The sequence below is a fragment of the Streptomyces sp. CNQ085 genome, from assembly GCF_022614595.1.
In the GTDB taxonomy this organism is placed as follows: domain Bacteria; phylum Actinomycetota; class Actinomycetes; order Streptomycetales; family Streptomycetaceae; genus Streptomyces.
The window spans coordinates 13382-31825 of the sequence record NZ_JAJFAU010000018.1 but is presented as its reverse complement, the minus strand read 5'-3'; the positions used below and the strand labels follow the sequence as shown (position 1 = coordinate 31825).

Annotated in this window: 16 protein-coding genes; 4 read left to right on the top strand and 12 right to left on the bottom strand. The window is 71.1% G+C overall.

The genetic code is table 11. The features are described 5' to 3' along the window. Position 1 precedes the first annotated feature (1 nt). Entirely contained in the window at positions 2–1279 is a 1278-nt protein-coding gene (locus tag LJ221_RS05790) for an MFS transporter (protein ID WP_241714352.1), read from the bottom strand. A 146-nt stretch (positions 1280–1425) separates the two neighbouring features. Here LJ221_RS05790 and LJ221_RS05785 point away from each other — a divergent pair, with 146 nt between their 5' ends. After that, the gene (locus tag LJ221_RS05785) at positions 1426–2517 is read left to right on the top strand and encodes a LacI family DNA-binding transcriptional regulator (RefSeq protein ID WP_241714349.1); all 1092 of its coding nucleotides are present in this window, start codon (positions 1426–1428) and stop codon (positions 2515–2517) included. 40 nt (positions 2518–2557) lie between these two features. Here the strand turns inward: LJ221_RS05785 and prcA are convergent, their stop codons facing one another. From prcA to arc, 5 genes are all read right to left on the bottom strand, one after another. Continuing rightward, on the bottom strand, positions 2558–3340 hold the full coding sequence (prcA, locus tag LJ221_RS05780; protein WP_241714347.1) for a proteasome subunit alpha: 783 nt from the start codon (positions 3338–3340) through the stop codon (positions 2558–2560). 22 nt (positions 3341–3362) lie between these two features. Next, on the bottom strand, positions 3363–4208 hold the full coding sequence (gene prcB, locus LJ221_RS05775) for a proteasome subunit beta (RefSeq protein ID WP_241714345.1): 846 nt from the start codon (positions 4206–4208) through the stop codon (positions 3363–3365). A 125-nt stretch (positions 4209–4333) separates the two neighbouring features. Beyond that, positions 4334–4552, bottom strand: coding sequence for a ubiquitin-like protein Pup (locus tag LJ221_RS05770; protein WP_241714344.1), 219 nt, complete (start codon positions 4550–4552; stop codon positions 4334–4336). Between the two features lie 210 nt (positions 4553–4762). Then, on the bottom strand, positions 4763–6274 hold the full coding sequence (dop, locus tag LJ221_RS05765; protein ID WP_241714343.1) for a depupylase/deamidase Dop: 1512 nt from the start codon (positions 6272–6274) through the stop codon (positions 4763–4765). 257 nt (positions 6275–6531) lie between these two features. Next, positions 6532–8298: a proteasome ATPase gene (arc, locus tag LJ221_RS05760; RefSeq protein ID WP_241714342.1), complete on the bottom strand. Its 1767-nt coding sequence runs from the start codon at positions 8296–8298 to the stop codon at positions 6532–6534. Between the two features lie 278 nt (positions 8299–8576). Between arc and LJ221_RS05755 the strand changes: the two genes are divergently transcribed. Beyond that, the gene (locus LJ221_RS05755; RefSeq protein WP_241714341.1) at positions 8577–8888 is read left to right on the top strand and encodes a ferredoxin; all 312 of its coding nucleotides are present in this window, start codon (positions 8577–8579) and stop codon (positions 8886–8888) included. Positions 8889–8935: 47 nt separating this feature from the next. Here the strand turns inward: LJ221_RS05755 and LJ221_RS05750 are convergent, their stop codons facing one another. The 3 genes from LJ221_RS05750 to LJ221_RS05740 form a co-directional block, all read right to left on the bottom strand. After that, positions 8936–9619 carry a hypothetical protein gene (locus LJ221_RS05750; protein ID WP_308314727.1) on the bottom strand — a complete coding sequence of 228 codons (684 nt, stop codon included), beginning with the start codon at positions 9617–9619 and terminating at the stop codon, positions 8936–8938. A 58-nt stretch (positions 9620–9677) separates the two neighbouring features. Next, on the bottom strand, positions 9678–10640 hold the full coding sequence (locus LJ221_RS05745) for a tRNA (adenine-N1)-methyltransferase (RefSeq protein WP_241714340.1): 963 nt from the start codon (positions 10638–10640) through the stop codon (positions 9678–9680). 104 nt (positions 10641–10744) lie between these two features. After that, entirely contained in the window at positions 10745–11974 is a 1230-nt protein-coding gene (locus tag LJ221_RS05740; protein ID WP_241714339.1) for a site-2 protease family protein, read from the bottom strand. Positions 11975–12108: 134 nt separating this feature from the next. Here LJ221_RS05740 and LJ221_RS05735 point away from each other — a divergent pair, with 134 nt between their 5' ends. Together LJ221_RS05735 and LJ221_RS05730 are read left to right on the top strand one after the other, a co-directional pair. Further along, complete coding sequence (locus LJ221_RS05735; protein WP_241714338.1) at positions 12109–13071, top strand: RecB family exonuclease; 963 nt, start codon at positions 12109–12111, stop codon at positions 13069–13071. A gap of 44 nt (positions 13072–13115) precedes the next feature. Next, positions 13116–13787 (top strand): response regulator transcription factor, encoded by a 672-nt coding sequence (locus LJ221_RS05730; RefSeq protein WP_241714337.1) that lies wholly within the window; start codon positions 13116–13118, stop codon positions 13785–13787. An 87-nt stretch (positions 13788–13874) separates the two neighbouring features. On the opposite strand, the gene LJ221_RS05725 is transcribed toward LJ221_RS05730, so the two are convergent. From LJ221_RS05725 to LJ221_RS05715, 3 genes are all read right to left on the bottom strand, one after another. Beyond that, on the bottom strand, positions 13875–15467 hold the full coding sequence (locus LJ221_RS05725) for an ABC transporter substrate-binding protein (RefSeq protein WP_241714335.1): 1593 nt from the start codon (positions 15465–15467) through the stop codon (positions 13875–13877). A gap of 94 nt (positions 15468–15561) precedes the next feature. After that, positions 15562–17160 (bottom strand): ABC transporter substrate-binding protein, encoded by a 1599-nt coding sequence (locus LJ221_RS05720; RefSeq protein WP_241714333.1) that lies wholly within the window; start codon positions 17158–17160, stop codon positions 15562–15564. Between the two features lie 386 nt (positions 17161–17546). Further along, positions 17547–18230 carry an HAD family phosphatase gene (locus tag LJ221_RS05715; protein WP_241714379.1) on the bottom strand — a complete coding sequence of 228 codons (684 nt, stop codon included), beginning with the start codon at positions 18228–18230 and terminating at the stop codon, positions 17547–17549. Positions 18231–18444 lie beyond the last annotated feature (214 nt).

Sequence of the window (18444 nt, the reverse complement as noted above, 5' to 3'; positions counted from 1 at the left end):
TTTACGCCTGATGCCCGTTTTTGAAACCGGCTCCGGCGCCCCCGTTCCGATCACCTTCCACCCGGACGACGGCATCGGGGGAGGGGGCGGCGGGCGGGGGCGGGGCGGGGGCCGCCAGGGCACGCCGGGTGGCCAGCAGGACCAGCAGCGCGGCCAGGCCGCCCGCACCTGCGACGAGGAAGCCCGCCGGCGCTCCGCCCCACTCGATGACCGGGCCCACCACGGCCGTCCCCGCCGCGGCCCCGACACCGAAGGACGTCACCAGCCAGGAGAACGCCTCCGTGACCGTGCCCGACGGCGCGTGCCGGTCCACCACGACGAAGGCACAGGCCAGCGCGGGGGCCAGGAAAAGACCCGCGGCCCCGGCCAGGACGGTCATCGCCACGGGGCCCGGTGTCAGCGCCAGCGGCAGATAGCCGGCAGCCAGGGCGGCCACCAGGGCGCGCAGCCGGGTCTCAGGCTCTCCCGCCCAGGTGCGGGCTCCGTAGGCCAGGCCGCCGACCAGGGCGCCGGCGCCCAGCGCCGAGAGCAGATAACTGGAGATCAGCTCGTCACCGTGGCCGTCCGCGTAGGCGACCGCGGCCACCGCGATCGTCCCCAGGGCGAGGCCGACGAAGAAGAACGAGCCGAGCAGGGCGACCAGACCACCGGAGCGCAGGGCCCCCAGCCAGTGCGCCTCGCGCGGTTCGGAGCGCCAGCGCCGGGAGGGGGGCGAGACCACCACGGACAGGGCGCCCAGCACTCCCAGGGCATTGATCACCAGCAGGGCCGCGGCCTCGCTCCAGAGGGCCACCAGCACCGTGACGGCCAGCGGCCCCAGGGTGAACATCACCTCCTGGGCCACCGCGTCCAGCGCGTAGGCGGCGTGTACCCGGTCGGGGTGTTTCAGGACGGACGGCCACAGCGCGCGCAGGCCACCCTCCAGGGGCGGAGTGAACAGACCGGCGACGGCCGCCGCCGCGCAGGCGACGGGCAGTGACTCGACGCCGGCGAGGGCGAGGACGGCCATGCCGAGACCGGAGAGCAGCGCGGCGGGCAGCATGACTCTCGGCTGGCCCCACAGATCCACCGCGCGGCCCAGCAGCGGCTGGCCGACGGCGTTGGACAGTCCGTAGACGGCCGACAGCACGCCCGCCAGGGTGTAACTGCCGCCTTCCGCGCGGACGAACAGCACGATCGCCAGGGGGGCGGTGGCGTTCGGCAACCGGCCGAGCAGGGTGCCGGCGAGCAGCCGCGCGGCGTGTCTGACGCGCAGCAGTTCGGCGTAGCCCGTCGCCATGGGTCGGCTCCTCTTCCCCGGAGTTCTCCGGCGGCCTACCGAAGTGTTACGTATAATGTTCTCAGTCATACGTACCATGAACCAGCTCCCGGGTCCATGCCGGCCCGGGCACCGCCCGTACCTCCGTCCGCTCCGGGAGCCGGCCAGTGAGCATCGACCGACCCCGGCCCACGAGCCGGGACGTGGCGCGGGCCGCCGGGGTCTCGCAGGCGGCCGTCTCCCTGGTCCTGGGCGGCAAGTGGCGCGGCCGGGTCTCGCCGGGCAAGGCCGCGGCGGTCCGGGAGGCGGCGCGGAAGCTGGGCTACCGGCCGAACCTGGCCGCGCGCAGTCTGCGGTTGGGACGCACCCGCACCGCACTGCTGGTGGTCCCGGCGCTCACCAACGAGTTCTTCGCCCGGATCCACGCGGGCGCCGCACGGGTGGCCGCCGAGCACGGCTTCGGGGTGGTCCTCTATCCCTCCCCGGAGGGCGTCGGACCCGCCCGGGACCCCTTCGGCTCCGCCGGCGCCGCCCTGGACGGCGTGATCGCCTCCTCGATGGCCTCCGAGGCGCTGGCCGCCCTGCGCTCCGGTGGCGAGCTGCCGCTGGTGATGCTCGACAGCGAGCCGGGGAACACCCATGCGGCGGCCACCGTCAACCTCGACATCGCCGACGGCATGCGGCAGGCGGTGAGGTACCTGCTGGAACTGGGGCACCGCCGGGTGGCCCACATCGCCGCGGCGGTGGACTCCTGGACCTTCGAGGTGCGGGCCGCGGCGCTGGCCGAGTTCCTGGCGGGGGCGGGCTGTCCGCCGCCGCCGGTCTGGACGGCCGCTCTGGACGTGGCCGCAGGGGCGCGTGCCGCCGCACAGGCTATGGCGACGGCCCCCCGGCCGACCGCACTGGTGTGCGACGACGACGTGCTCGCCGCGGGCGCGTGCAAGGCGGTGCGGCGGCTGGGGCTGCGGGTGCCCGAGGACGTCTCGGTGACCGGCTTCGACGATCTGGCGCTCGCCAGGGCGGTCGAGCCGGAGCTGACGACGGTGCGGCTGCCCGCCGAGGAGGCGGGGGCGGCCGGAATGCGGGCGCTGCTGGCCGTCCTGGACGGCCGGACGGAGGGCGCCGGCCCGGACCGCCGGACACATGAGGCGGACGGCTCCGGACCCCCTGTCCGGGTGACCACTCTGCCGGTGCGGCTGGCCGTGCGGGGTTCCACCGCCCCGCCCCCGGACACGCCCGTGGGCCCCGGCGAACGCTGAGCGCGACCGGGGCCCACGGGACTGCCGACGGAAACCGACGCTACTCCTCGGAGGCGGGCGACTCCCCCGGGGACTCGTCCGACGAGGCCCCGCCGGACGGCTCCCCCTCGGACGCGGACGCACCGCCCTCCCCCAGCAACCGGGAGAGCCGCTGGCCGAGCAGACGCTTGAACTTTCGCTGCTGGGGCCGGGTGCGGTCCAGGACGGCGACCTCCAGTTGGTCGGCGGTGAGGGTGCGCTCGCCGCCGTTGCTGTCCCGGCTCAGGGACTCCACCGCCAGTCCGAGGGCCTCGGCCAGGGTCATCCCGTCCCGGTGACGCTGCTCGAGGTACCCGCCGATCTGGTCGGAGTTGCCGCCGACCGCCACCGAGCCGTGCTCGTCGACGATGGAACCGTCGTGCGGCAGCCGGTAGATCTGGTCGTCCTCGGGGCCCTCCCCGACCTCGGCGACGATCAGCTCCACCTCGTACGGCTTCTCCGCCGCGCTGGAGAAGATGGTGCCCAGGGTCTGGGCGTAGACGTTGGCCAGGCCCCGCGCGGTGACGTCCGTGCGGGCGTAGGTGTAGCCGCGCAGGTCGGCGTAGCGGACGCCGCCGATGCGCAGGTTCTCGAACTCGTTGTACTTGCCCACCGCCGCGAAGGCGATCCGGTCGTAGATCTCGCTGACCTTGTGCAGTGCCCGAGAGGGGTTCTCGGCGACGAACACGATGCCGTCGGCGTACTGCAACACGACCACGCTGCGGCCGCGCGCGATGCCCTTGCGGGCGTACTCGGCGCGGTCCGCCATGGCCTGCTGGGGTGAGACATAGAACGGCGTCGACACCGGCTATCGGTCCCTTCCTGATCTAGAGCACAGGGGCCTGGGGCCCGTTGGGCGACTGGAGCCGGCCGTCGTGCACCGAGCGGGCGATCCCGGCGACCTCCTCCTCGGTGAGCCTGCGGAAGCCATCCTCGGTGATCACCGTGACGACGGGGTAGATCCTGCGCACCAGGTCGGGGCCACCGGTGGCCGAGTCGTCGTCGGCGGCGTCGTAGAGGGCCTGGACGACGGCCGTGACCGCCTGCCGCTCGCCGAGGTCGTCGCGGTACAGCTTCTTGAGCGAACCGCGCGCGAAGACCGAGCCGGAGCCGACCGCCGCGAAGCCCTGCTCCTCGGAGCGCCCGCCGGTGACGTCGTAGGAGAAAATGCGGCCCCTGTCCCGGTCCACGTCGTACCCGGCGAACAGCGGGATCACCGCCAGGCCCTGCATGGCCATGCCGAGGTTGCCGCGGATCATCGTGGACAGGCGGTTGGCCTTGCCCTCCAGGGACAGCCGGGTGCCCTCGACCTTCTCGAAGTGCTCCAGCTCCAGCTGGAAGAGCCTGACCATCTCCACGGCGAGCCCGGCGGTCCCGGCGATGCCCACGGCGCTGTACTCGTCGGCCGGGAAGACCTTCTCGATGTCGCGCTGGGCGATCATGTTGCCCATCGTCGCGCGCCGGTCGCCGGCCAGCACCACGCCGCCGGGGAAGGCGGCCGCGACGATCGTCGTGCCGTGCGGCGCCTCGACGGCGCCCTTCACGGGCGGGAGCGGACGGTTGCCGGGGAGCTGCTCGGGCGCGTGCTCGGACAGGAAGTCCATGAACGAGGACGAGCCCGGCGTCAGGAAGGCAGCAGGCAGACGCCCTGTGCTACGGGTGTTGGCTTCCACACGTTTCCTTCCACCAGATCGTGAGACCGGATCTTGAGAATTCCGCACGGACCTTACCCGTGGCGGCGGATGTCATCCGTCCCGCACCCCCGCCGTCGCGGGGGTGCGGGACGGACGGGCAAGCGTTACTCCCCGCCCTTCTGCACGAAGGAGCGCACGAAGTCCTCGGCGTTCTCCTCCAGCACGTCGTCGATCTCGTCCAGTACGGAGTCCACCTCGTCCGACAGCGCCTCCTGGCGCTCCTTGAGGTCCTCCGAGACCTGCGCGTCCTGCGCCTGCTCCTCGGTCTCCTCGGTGGAGCGCGCCGCCTTCTGCTGACCGCCGCCGGTGTCCTTGGTCGCCATATACCTCACCCCGCTCGGTTGGAGCGTACAAGATCAGACTTTACAAGCCGGGCCTGACATCGGCCCTCCTCTGCCGCATCTCTGCCGCTTCCGCCGCCGTATGGCCGCCGTGCCGCCGCCGCGTCACTGGCCGCGCCGCCGCGGACGTCCGGAAGCCATCTCCATGATTCCCTCATCCGGAGAGGTTCAGCCTTCCCCCTCTCTCCCGGTTCACCTCCCTGACAGCGCCCTGACCAGTTCCTCCGCCGTGCGGCAGCGGTCGAGCAGGTCACCGACGTGGGCGCGCGTGCCGCGCAGCGGTTCCAGGGTGGGTACCCGCTGGAGGGAGTCCCGACCCGGCAGATCGAAGATCACCGAGTCCCAGGAGGCCGCGGCCACCGCGTCGGGGTACCGCTCCAGGCACTGGCCGCGGAAGTAGGCGCGGGTGTCCTCCGGCGGCCGGGAGCGGGCTCCCTCCACTTCCGCCTCGTCCAGCAGCCGCTTCATCCGGCCGCGGGCCGCCAGGCGGTTGTACAGGCCCTTGTCGGGGCGCACGTCGGCGTACTGCAGGTCCACCAGGTGCAGCCGGGCCGCGTCCCAGCCCAGGCCGTCACGGCGCCGGTAGCCTTCCAGCAGCTCCCGCTTGGCGACCCAGTCCAGCTCGCCGGCCAGACTCATCGGATCACTCTCCAGGCGTACCAGGACATCCTCCCAGCGGGCCAGCACGTCTCTGGTCTGCTCGTCCGCGTCCTGCCCCCAGCGTTCCTCCACGTACTTGCGGGCCAGCTCGTAGTACTCCATCTGAAGCTGCACGGCGGTCAGTGTCCGTCCGCTGCGGAGTGTGATCGGACGGCGCAGCGCCGGATCGTGGCTGATCCGGTGGAGGGTGCGTACGGGCTGGTCAACGGCCAGGTCGACGGCGATGAAGCCGTCCTCGATCATGGACAGCACCAGGGAGGTGGTGCCGAGCTTGAGGTAGGTGGAGATCTCCGACAGGTTGGCGTCGCCGACGATCACATGCAGCCGGCGGTACTTCTCGGCGTCGGCGTGCGGCTCGTCGCGGGTGTTGATGATCGGCCGTTTGAGGGTGGTCTCCAGGCCGACCTCCACCTCGAAGTAGTCGGCCCGCTGGCTGATCTGGAAACCGTGCTCGGAGCCGTCCTGGCCGATCCCGACGCGCCCGGCGCCGGTGACGACCTGGCGGGAGACGAAGAAGGGCGTCAGGTGGCGCACGATGTCCGAGAAGGGGGTCTCCCGCTTCATCAGGTAGTTCTCGTGGCAGCCGTAGGAGGCGCCCTTGTTGTCGGTGTTGTTCTTGTAGAGGTGGATCGGATGGGCTCCGGGCACCTCGGCGGCGCGCCCGGCGGCCTCGGCCATGATCCGCTCGCCGGCCTTGTCCCACAGCACAGCGTCCCTCGGATTGGTGACCTCCGGTGCGCTGTACTCGGGATGCGCGTGGTCCACGTACAGCCGCGCGCCGTTGGTGAGGATCACGTTGGCCAGACCGATGTCCTCGTCCGTCAGCTGACTGGAGTCGGCGGTCTCGCGTGCGAGATCGAAGCCCCGGGCGTCCCGCAGCGGGTTCTCCTCCTCGAAGTCCCACCGGGCGCGGCGCGCCCGGTGCATCGCCGCCGCATAGGCGTTGACGACCTGGGACGAGGTGAGCATGGCATTGGCGTTCGGGTGACCGGGGACGGAGATCCCGTACTCCGTCTCGATACCCATCACTCGCCGTACGGTCATGCGGCCCTCCTTGCCCGGCGGCGGCCCGCCTTCGGGTCGCCGCTCAAGTCCCGCTGCGCATCCGGCCCGCTTGCGGCCCTGGCCCGCATCCCGCATGGCGGCGGTACGGACGAGCCTAGGGCGGTCGGGCCCCGGTCGGGAGATCACTGGGGATTTCCCGTGTTTCCCCGGTGGGGATCGGTCCGAAAAGATTCGGCTGCGGACGCCCTCCCCGCCTCTCGACGGGGACACGGGCGTCCGCAGCCGGACGGTGTCTTCTACAGGTACTGACCGGTGTTGGCCACCGTGTCGATGGAGCGTCCGGTGTCCGCGCCCTGCTTTCCGGTGACGAGGGTGCGGATGAAGACGATCCGCTCACCCTTCTTGCCGGAGATGCGGGCCCAGTCGTCGGGGTTGGTGGTGTTGGGCAGGTCCTCGTTCTCCTTGAACTCGTCCACGCACGCGGCGAGCAGATGGGAGACCCGCAGACCCTTCTGGTTGTGGTCGAGGAATGCCTTGATCGCCATCTTCTTGGCCCGGTCGACGATGTTCTGGATCATCGCGCCGGAGTTGAAGTCCTTGAAGTACAGGACCTCCTTGTCACCATTGGCGTAAGTGACCTCCAGGAAGCGGTTCTCCTCGGACTCGGCGTACATCTGCTCGACGACCGACTGGATCATCCCGGCGACGGTGGCCTCGGGATCCTTGTTGTGCTCCGCGAGGTCGTCCGAGTGCAGCGGGAGGTTCGGGGTCAGGTACTTCGAGAAGATGTCCTTGGCGGCCTCGGCGTCCGGACGCTCGATCTTGATCTTCACATCGAGGCGGCCCGGGCGCAGGATCGCCGGGTCGATCATGTCCTCCCGGTTGGAGGCCCCGATGACGATGACGTTCTCCAGCCCCTCCACGCCGTCGATCTCCGACAGCAGCTGCGGGACGATGGTGTTCTCCACATCCGAACTGACACCGGAGCCGCGGGTGCGGAACAGGGAGTCCATCTCGTCGAAGAAGACGATGACGGGCGTGCCCTCGCTCGCTTTCTCCCGGGCGCGCTGGAAGACCAGCCGGATGTGCCGCTCGGTCTCACCGACGTACTTGTTCAGCAGCTCGGGGCCCTTGATATTGAGGAAATAGCTCTTCCCCTGGGGCTGCCCGGTTACCTCGGCGACCTTCTTGGCAAGGGAATTGGCCACGGCCTTGGCGATGAGGGTCTTGCCGCAGCCGGGCGGACCGTAGAGCAGGACGCCCTTGGGCGGGCGGAGTTCGTGCTCCTTGAACAGGTCCGGATAGAGGTAGGGGAGTTCCACCGCGTCGCGGATCAGCTCGATCTGACCGCCCAGGCCACCGATCTTGTTGTAGTCGATGTCCGGGACTTCCTCGAGGACAAGCTCCTCGACCTCGCTCTTGGGCACGACCTCGTAGACGTATCCCGAACGCGGCTCCAGCAGCAGCGCGTCACCGGCCCGGAGCGTGGCCTTCATAAGGGGCTCGGCAAGCTTGACCACGCGCTCCTCGTCGGTGTGTCCGATCACCAGGGCGCGTTCGCCGTCCTCCAGGACCTCCTTGAGGGTGACGATGTCCCCGGCACGTTCGAACTCCATGGCCTCGACCACGTTGAGCGCCTCGTTCAGCATGACCTCCTGGCCACGCCTGAGCTCAACGAGATCGACGCTGGGACTGACATTCACCCGGAGCTTGCGCCCGCCGGTGAAGATGTCGGCCGTGCCGTCCTCGTTCGCCTGCAGAAAGACCCCGAAGCCGGCCGGCGGCTGAGCCAGCCGGTCGACCTCCTCCTTGAGTGCCACGATCTGGTCACGGGCCTCACGGAGGGTGTTGGCGAGCCGCTCGTTCTGTGCGGACACACCGGCCAGGCTCGTCTGCAGCTCGACGATCCGCTCCTCGAGAATCCGAGTGTGGCGCGGAGAGTCGGCGAGCTTGCGGCGCAGGACGGCGATCTCCTGCTCGAGATGGGCAACCTGGCCTGCCGGGTCGTCGGAACCCCGTTCGGGCCGGATGCCGCGGTTGATGTCGTCGTCGTGGGCTGCCACGGTCCTCACCTCCTCCAAAGGGAGCTGGACGCTTCCTGACCCTACCTGGACCCGCGGGGGTTGAAACCCCTAGATCACAAACACGGTCGGGGTGTGCCTGATCTTCACCCTTGCGCACTCCCTTACCCCGGGTGAATACCCACCCAACCTCGCCGGAAAGCGGCCGGTTGTATCGTCTGAAGTGTCAACCCCCGTCACGGGTGGCTCTATTCCGCCAAGATCACACCGACAATCCGTCACACGGTCCGGCCACGAACGCAGGAACGGCAGGCAGTAACATGGGCTCGCACAACGAGCAGACCGCAGAGCTTGAGGTCTGGATCGACCAGGAACTCTGCACCGGCGACGGTATCTGCGCGCAGTACGCACCCGAGGTGTTCGAGCTGGACATCGACGGACTCGCCTACGTGAAGGGGCCCGCCCCCGCGGGCGAGGAGGCCGAGCTGCGCACGGAGCCGGGCGCCACCGTTCCCGTCCCCCTCCCGCTGCTGGGCGACGTGGTGGATTCGGCCAGGGAATGTCCGGGCGAGTGCATCCACGTGCGCCGGGCGGCCGACGGCGTCGAGGTGTACGGCCCCGACGCCGGGTAACGCGGCGGCACTCCGGCCTCCGGCCGCGCCGGGCGTCGCGTGACCGCTCAGACACCCCGGGTCGTCGGCGCCGCCTCCAGCACGAACTTCCCGCCCCGCCACTCCCATTCGACGTCCCGCGCCCTGTCGGGACAGCAGCGGGGCACGCCCGGCGACGAGTAGCCCAGCAGCCTGGCGGACACCGTGCGGTCGCGGACGGTCAGATCCTGCACCGCCATCCCCTCCCCCGGGTCCACCAGGGTCCCGGCCACCCGGGGCGCGCCTCCCCGGCGTGCGGGGTGCGCCAGAACGTACACCCCGCTGGGCGGGGTGCCGATCCCCGCGGCGCAGCGGACCACCGCGACGGTCTCGGCCCGGCCGTCCCCGTCGAAGTCCACGGCCGCCCGGTCGACCACCTCGGCCTCCGCCGGACCGCACTCCAGCGGGTAACGGGCCGTGTCCGCGTCCGGGCCGGGGGCGGGCACGGCGGCCCCCCGCGGCTGGGTCGCGTCGGCGCCGGTGGGATCCAGCAGCGCGAAGGCGCCCAGCAGCGCACCCAGCGCCGCGGCGGTGGCGAGCCAGTGCGGGGCGCGGGCGCGGGTGTGGGCGGGTACCGCGGAGGAAGGCGCGGGGGGTGAGGGCGCCCGGCCCGCCGAGGTGGCGCCGGCCGGACCGGGCCGGGGCGGGACGTACGACGGGGAGGCGGCGGAGGGGGGCGAAGAGGAGGGCGCGGAGTCTGCCGGAAGCTGCACGCGGGACGGCTCCTGTGGGGGTGCGGGCGGCCGGGGGTGCCCAGCATCGTGCCATACGTCACACCGCGCAGGAACGGCCGGGTCGCGCTTCGCGGCCCGGTCTCCCGTCCGGCCCTCGCCAGGCCCTCCGCATGCCCCTGCTGCCCGGGCCGCTGTAGTCCTCCCCGTAGGCGCCCTTGGCCGGGCGGCGGCGGCGCATCGGGGGCTCCACTCCGTCGGCGAGCCGGCGGGCGGTGAGCAGGAAGCCGGTGTGCCCGATCATGCGGTGGTCGGGGCGGACGGCCAGGCCCTCGACGTGCCAGGTGCGCACCATCGTCTCCCATGCGGCCGGCTCGTTGAAGGTGCCGTGCTCGCGTATCGACTCCACGGTACGGGCGAGCTGGGTGGTCGTGGCGACGTAGGCGCACAGGATGCCGCCGGGGACGAGGGCCTTGGAGACGGCCTCCAGGCACTCCCAGGGGGCGAGCATGTCCAGGATGACGCGGTCGACCTCGGTGTCGGACAGGTTGTCCTGGAGGTCTCCGACGGTCAGCTGCCAGGCCGGGTGTGGCCCGCCGAAGTACCGCTCGACGTTCGCCCGCGCGATGTCGGCGAAGTCGGCGCGGCGCTCGTAGGAGTGCAGCATGCCCCGGTCGCCCACAGCCCGCAGCAGGAAGGCACTCAGGGAGCCGGAGCCGACGCCCGCCTCGACAACGCGCGCGCCGGGGAAGATGTCGGCCATCGCGAGGATCTGCCCCGCGTCCTTGGGGTAGACGACGGCCGCGCCGCGCGGCATGGACAGGACGTAGTCGGGGAGCAGGGGACGCAGCGCGAGGTAGGCGACGTTTCCCGTGGTACGGACGACCGTGCCCTCGGGAGCACCGATCAGCTCGTCGTGGGGGAAGGCTCCCTTGTGGGTGTGGAAGCTCTTCCCCGCCTCGAGCGTGAAGGTGTAGTGGCGTCCCTTGGGGTCGGTGAGCTGGACCTGGTCCCCGACCTGGAAGGGCCCGCGACGGCGGGCGGCACCGGTCGGTTCGGACATGGGGGCAAGGGTAGTCCAGGCACGCGCTCCGGCCGTAATCGAGGCCCGGCTCCCCTCCTTCCGCCCCGCCCGGGCGGGGCGGAAGGAGGGGAGCCGGGACGTTCTCAGGAGGCGGGCTTGGCCATGGCCGCCACGAAGGCCCGCTCGACGTCACCGGCCGAGAGCACCCCGTAGATCTCGCCGCTGCCCTCCACCACCAGGTACTCGGTGGCGGGAGTGGCGCGCAGGTGCTCCAACAGCTCCTCGCCGGCCAGCTCGGCCCACACCCGCATGCCTTCGGCGAGGTCCTGGGCGAGGGTGCTCGCCGCCACCCAGGGGCGGCGGTGCTCGGGCACCCCGGCGATGGCGGCCTCGCGGACCACGGCGACCGCCTCCCCCTGGCCGTCCACGACCACCAGGGCCCTGGCCCCGGCCTCGTTGGCACGGCGCAGCCCCTCCGACAGGGGGGTGTCGGAGGAGACGGGGACAGCGCGGCGGGTCAGGGCGCGGGCGCTCAGCTCGGGCAGGCGCTCGCGCAGCCTGGCCATGCGCAGGCTGTTGCCGGCGCCGGTCCAGATGATGGCCGCGAGGATCGCGGCGAGCAGGGCGTCGGTGATGGAGTCCACCCCGCCGAAGCCCTCCTCGGCCCCGTAACCACCCGCGTAGCTGAGCAGCGGCATCCCGATCAGGACGGCGACGGCGAGCGCACGGCCGCTCCAGGCGGCGGCGACGGTGCCGGTCATCGGCCTGCCGCTGATCTTCCACACCACCGCACGCAGCATCCGGCCGCCGTCCAGGGGCAGCCCCGGCAGCAGGTTGAAGATCGCGACGATGAGGTTGGAGATCATCAGCCCGGCCAGCAGCACCGCGGGCACGGTACCGGGCTCGACGGCGAACAGCCCCAGGTAGAACACGCCCGCCAGCACCAGGGAGAGCAGCGGACCGACGAAGGCCAGGACGAACTCCCGGCCCGGGGTCTCGCTCTCCTTCTCGATCTCCGACACCCCGCCGAAGAACTGGAGCTGGATACGGCGCACCGGGAGCTTGAAACGCAGGGCGGCGACGGTGTGGGCCAGCTCGTGGACCAGCACCGAGGCGTAGAAGGCGACCGCGAAGAACAGGGACACCAGGTAGCGGGCGCCGCCCAGCTCCGGGAGCACGCGCTCCAGCTGGCCGCCGAAGACCCAGGTGATCAGCGCGGCGACGACGAACCAGCTCGGCGCCACGTACACGGGCACGCCGAAGGGGCGGCCCATGAGAATGCCGCCGCCGCTCCCCCGCGAGCGCTTCGGCCCGCCGTCCGCCGATTTGCCGGGGCCGGGCTCCGGCCGCCCGCCGTTGTCCGTGTCCGCCACGGGTTCCCCTCGTAGAAGGTGCCCCCGCCCCCGGTGGTCGGCCCCCGCGACCGTGTGGTGCGAGGGGGGTGCGAGGGGTTACGTCATCGATGGTAAGCGGCGGGATGTCGGTGGCGGGCCGTAGGGTCGTGTCCATGGTCTCCCATCCGGCACCCGGCAAGGCGTCCTCGCCCGCCTCGCCGCCCAACTCCCTGTCACCGTCACGGGCCGCCGACTTCATGCAGTGCCCGCTGCTGTACCGCTTCCGGGTGATCGACAGGCTGCCCGAGAAGCCGACGCCCGCGGCCACCCGGGGCACGGTGGTGCACGCGGTGCTGGAGCGGCTCTTCGACGCTCCGGCCGCCGAGCGCAGTGTGCGCCGGGCGCGCTCGCTGGTGGTGCGGGAGTGGGAGCGGCTGCTGGCGAAGCGGCCGGAGCTGGCGGAGCTGTTCGCGGAGGACGACGAGACGGCCCCGGGCGAGGGCGCGGCCGACGGCGCCGAGCTGGCGCAGTGGCTGGCCCGGGCGGAGGAGCTGGTCGAGCGGTGGTTCTCCCTGGAGGACCCCACCAGGCTGGAACCGGCCGAGCGGGAGCTGTTCGTGGAGGCCCGCCTGGAGTCCGGGCTGCGGCTGCGCGGCATCATCGACCGGGTGGACGTGGCGCCCACCGGCGAGGTCCGCATCGTCGACTACAAGACCGGCAAGGCGCCCCGGCCGGAGTACGCGGCCGGGGCGCTGTTCCAGATGAAGTTCTACGCCCTGGTGCTGTGGCGGCTGCGCGGCACGATCCCGCGCCGGCTGCAGCTGGTCTACCTGGGCAGCTCGGACGTGCTCACCTACGACCCGGACGAGAACGACCTGCGCGGTGTGGAGCGCAAGCTGCTGGCCCTGTGGGAGGCGATCCGGCAGGCGACCGAGACCGGTGACTGGCGGCCCAGGCCGGGCCCGCTGTGCGGCTGGTGCGCCCACCGGGCACTGTGTCCGGAGTTCGGGGGCACTCCCCCGCCGTATCCGCTGATGATCCAGCCGCGGCTGCCGCTGGAGCCGGACGGCGTCGGGGGCAGTGGCACGGGCGGTTCCGCGGTCCCCCTCCCGGAGGCGGGGGGCACGGCCGTCTAGGCGAGAATGGGCCTGCCATGCCCCCGCCGCCGATAGGAGTTCACGTGGCAATCCGCGTCCTGCTGGTCGATGACCAGCCGTTGCTGCGCACCGGCTTCCGGATGATCCTGGAGGCCGAGGGGGACATCGCCGTGGTGGGCGAGGCCGGCGACGGCCTGCAGGCGCTGGACGAGGTGCGGGCGCTCCAGCCGGACGTGGTCCTGATGGACATCCGGATGCCGCGGATGGACGGCGTGGAGGCGACCCGGCAGATCACCGGCCCGGAACGGGACGGCCCCGCCAAGGTGCTGGTGCTCACCACGTTCGACCTGGACGAGTACGTGGTGGAGGCGCTGCGCGCGGGCGCCTCCGGTTTCCTGCTCAAGGACGCGCCGGCCGCCGAACTGGTGCAGGCGATCCGGGTGGTGGCGGCCGGCGAGGCGATGCTCGCCCCCAGCATCACCCGACGCCTGCTGGACAAGTACGCCGGGAGACTGCCCTCGGGCGAGGAGGAGGTGCCCGACGCGCTGGACACGCTCACCGACCGCGAGGTCGAGGTCCTCAAACTGGTGGCGCGGGGCCTGTCGAACGCCGAGATCGCAGCGGACCTCTTCGTCAGCGAGACGACGGTGAAGACCCACGTCGGCCATGTGCTGACCAAGCTGGGCCTGCGCGACCGGGTACAGGCGGCGGTGTACGCGTACGAGAGCGGGCTGGTCCGCCCCGGCGACCGGTAGGACGCCCGCCGGACCCGGTGACACGGCCGCGCCACCCGCCGCGGGGAGGCGGCGGGCGGCGCGGCCGGTGCCGGTTCGGGGGCGGGATCAGCCCCCGGCGCCCTTGCCGATCTCCCAGAAACGAAAGACCGTGGAGGCGTCCAGCGTCCACTCCAGCCCGGAGACGTCCTCGTGCGCCACCGCGTACTGCTTGCCCTGCCAGACGGGCAGCACCGGCAGATCCCGGGCGACGATGTCCTGGATCTCACCGAAGTCCTTCACGGTGGCGGCGCGGTCGCTCGCCGCGGCCGTCCGCGGCAGCAGCTCGGAGGTGATCCGTCCGGCGTCGTAGCCGTTGCCCAGCACGTTGTCCTCGCCGAAGAAGGGCGCGGTGAAGTTGTCGGCGTCGGGGTAGTCGGGCACCCAGCCCTTGACATACACCCCGTACTCGCCCGCCTCGACGCCCTTCTCGTACTCCTCCAGTTCCACGCTCTCGACCTTGGCGTCGAACAGGCCGCTGGCGTTGAGCTGCTGGGCGATCTCCTCGAACTCCCGGACGGTGGCGGGCCCGTAGCGCACGGGGGTGGCCCACAGGGTGAGCTCGACCTTCTCGGTGATGCCCTCGGCGCGCAGGGCCCCCTTGGCCTTGCCCGGCTGCGGACGGCTGCCGTAGGCGTCGAAGAAGGCCGTGTTGTGGCCGGTGACTCCGGCGGGCACGATCGAGTACAGCGGCTCGGCGGTGCGCCGGTGGACGTCGCGGATCAGGGTGGAGCGGTCCAGCAGGTACGCGATGGCCTTGCGCACTCCCGGCTTACCGGTGACAGGGTGTTCCATGTTGAAGACCAGGTGGTGCACCTCGGCGCTGGTGCCCTCGACGACCTCCACCCCGTTCTCGGCGCTCGCCGCCGCGTCCAGGTCCGCGATGTCGTCCATGGCCAGACCGCGGTAGGCCAGGTCCACCTCGCCGCTGCTCAGGGCCCTCCTCAGTGCCACCTGGTCGCCGTGGAAGAGCTTCATGGTCATCCCGGAGTTCTTCACCTGCGCGGGCCCGAGGTAGTCCGGGTTGACGGAGAAGACGGCTTCCTCGTCGCCGTAGGAGTCCAGGCGGTAGACGCCCGAGCCGACGGCCTTGCCGTCGGTGCGCAGTTCGTCGGCCGGGTAGAACCGGTGGTCGACGATCGAGCCGGCACCGGAGGCGATCTTCTGCGGGAAGGTGGCGTCGGGAGCACCGAGACGGAAGACGACCGTCCCGGCGTCCGGGGTCTCGATCTCCTCGATGCCCGACAGCATCACGGCGGGGCCGTCGGGATCGTCGATGCGCAGGGTCCGCTCGAAGGAGAACTTCACGTCCTTGGAGGTGAGCGGGTTGCCGTTGGTGAACTTCAGCCCGTCCCTGAGCACGCACCGGAAGACCTGGCTGCCGTCGTCGGTGAACTCACAGCCGCGCGCGGCCTCCGGCTGGGGTTCCCCGCCGTTCCTGGGGAAGCTGAGCAGTGACTGGAAGACGTTGTTGAAGATCAGCCAGGATCCCGGGTCGTAGCCGGAGGCGGGATCGACGGCCAGGACCTCGTCGGTCATACCCATCACGATCCGTCCGCCCTCGCCGGCTCTCGTCCCCTGCTGGTCACCGCAGCCGGTGAGCAGTGCGGCGACCAGGGCCGTGCCGACCGGAAGCACCCGGAAACGGGCCCTTTTCCTCACGTTCGCATCCTCATCCGTTGGTGTGTGCCGTTCTCCGAACCCCCGTTCTCACAGCTCCGTGCCGCCTCCCGGCCGGAGGCGGCACGGGTGAAGCTCAGTCCTGAACGCCCCTTCCCAGTTCCCACAGCTGGAGCACGGAGGAGGAGTTGAGCGCCCACTCCACCCCGGTGACCCCGTCGCGGGCGGCGACGTACTGCTTGCCCTGCCACAGCGGCAGCACGGGCACCTCCTCGGCGACGATGTCCTGGACCCGGACGAAGTCGTCGACCGCCTGGTCGCGCTGCTCCTTGACCCGGGTACGCGGGATGAGCTGCTCGCGGATCTCGTTGTTCTCGTACGGGGAGTTCAGGAAGTTGTCCTCGGCGAAGAAGGGCGCGACGAAGTTGTCCGGGTCGGGGAAGTCCGGGAACCAGCCCATGCCGTAGACCGCGTACTCCTGCTCGGTCGAGGCGGGCCGGTAGGTCTTCCACGGCACGCCCTTGACCGTCGCCCTGAACAGCCCGGAGTCGTTGAGCTGCTCGGCCAGCGCCTTGAACTCGTCGGCCGTGGCAGGGCCGTAGTGGTCGGTGGTGTAGGTGAGGTCCACCTCGACCGGGATGTCGACGTCGGCGCGTTCGAGAGTGGCGCGGGCCGCCTCGGCGTCGGGCTCGCCGTAGGCGTTGAAGAAGGAGTTGTGGTGGCCGGTCAGCCCGCCGGGGACGATGGAGTACAGCGGCTCGGCGGTCCGTGCGTACACGTCGCGCACCAGCTCGCCGCGGTCCACGGTCCGGGCGATGGCCTGACGTACGGCCTTGCTGCCGACGACCGGGTCGTCGGTGGCGAAGACAAGGTAGCGGATCTCCTGGCCGGACATCTCGACGACATCGATGCCGTCGCTCTTGTCGCTCCCCAGCCGGTCGATCTGCTCGGGCGACAGGCTCCGGTTCATCACATCGATGCCGCCGTCGCGCATGGCCTTCTCCATGGCCTTGGAGTCATCGAAGAAGCGCACCTCGACGCGGCCGTTCCGCAGCTCCAGGTCGCCCTTGTAGGACTTGTTGCGGGCGAGGACCGCCCGGCCTCCCTCGACGTCGAGGGATTCCAGGACATAGGGGCCGGAGCCGGCGACCGAGTACTCCTCGTGGAGCCTGTCGGCCGGGTAGACCTCGCTGTCCAGGATCGCCGCCGCGGGGGTGGCGAGCTTGTGGGGGAAGGTGGCGTCGGGCTTCTTGAGGTGGAAGACCACCTCGTCCCCGGAGGGTGCCTCGACCCGGTCGAGGTTGCTCAGCAGCGACGCGGGGCCGCCGGGGTCGTCGATGCCGACCATCCGGTTGACGGAGAACACCACGTCCTCGGCGGTCAGTTCGTTCCCGTTGGAGAACGTGAGCCCCTCGCGGAGGGTGCAGCGGTACTGCGTGCTGCGCTGGTCGGCGAATCCGCACTCCTGCGCGGCCTCCGGCTCCGGCTGGGTGCCCGCGCGGGGCAGGCGCAGCAGGGTCTGGAAGGTGTTGCGGAAGATGTTCCAGGTGCCGACGTCGTAGACCGCAGCGGGGTCGAGCGGAGCGGGCGCCTTCTCCGTGGCCTCGATACGGTCGGTGGTACCGACAACGATCGTCCCGCTGTTCTCACCGCCGGCGCTGTCGTCGCCGCACGCGACGAGCAGGGGGACCAGCAGGCCCGCGACGGCGGGCAGCAGCAGCGTCTTACGGTTCATCGTTGACGGTCTCCTCGTCCAGCCGGGCTGTCGCCGAATTCTCCGGCCGGGAGACAGACATTAGTAGCCGCGGCTTCCACCACTTCCCCGGGCCACCGGCATGGAATTATCACGCTCCGATGACCCTGTCACACAATCCGATAACCGGACGACGGAGCGATCGACGCGAGCGGGCATCAAACGGGACACATGGACGTCCGGAAAAGGAGCCAATCGCCCTCGCCCCCACTCCGGCCGCCCCTCCACACCCCGGGATCACGTGATGAACGTCACGCAATCAACCATCAGACGAAAAGCAGAATTCAGCCACTGTATTCGTCACGCAAAATGAACGGCTCGCTGCTCACGGTTTTCGATGCATTCATCGTGCAGCGAACGGCGCACGCTCAGTACGCGGATACGACCAGAGAACGCAGAAAACGCAGATTCACTTCCTCCAGGGAGGGCACGACCGTGCGCCGGCTCGCGGGCTCGATCCGCGTCACCGACGGCACCGCCACCACATGACAGCCCGCGGCCTCCGCCGAGGCCACACCGGTCGCGGTGTCCTCCACCACCACACAGCTCCCCGGGTCCGCCCCCAGCCGCGAGGCGGCCAGCAGGTAAGGGTCCGGATGCGGCTTGGTCCGCTCCACCTCGTCACCCGCCAGGGTCAGCGCGAAGTGTTCCGGTCCCAGGGAGACGAGCATCCGGTCGATCACCCGCCGGTGCGACGCCGAGACCAGGGCGGCGGGCACGTCGTGTGCGGCCAGCTCCGTCAGCAGACGCCGGGCGCCGGGCATCAGGGAGACCCCTCGCTCGACCCGCTCGATGAACCTGGAGTTGAGCAGCACCGTCAGGTCCCCCAGGGAGATGTCCGCCCCGGTGGCCTGAATCAGGTAGGTCGCGCTCCGGGACATCGGCCCGCCGACCACCACCTCACGGTGCTCGTCGGCCAGCGCGTACCCCAGCTCGGCGAACACCTCGACCTCGGTGTCCCACCAGAAGCCCTCGGTGTCCACCAGCGTGCCGTCCATGTCCAGCAGGACGGCGTGGAGACCGGCCGCGACGGTACCGGACACGGCGGACACGGCGGACGCCGCCGCGGCCGGTCTGCCTCCTCCACCGGGGACCTGTGCGGGCGCGGAGACGGGGATCCGAGCCCCGCCGCCGAGGGCGGGCGGAACTCCGGCGCGGGAAAGGGGACGAGTCATCCGTGTGCCTCCTGTGGGGACGCGAAGGCCCATCGCCGGATCGGAGGCGAGCTGGACGGTGGAGTTGGCTGTGACGTTGAAGGTCAGGCCC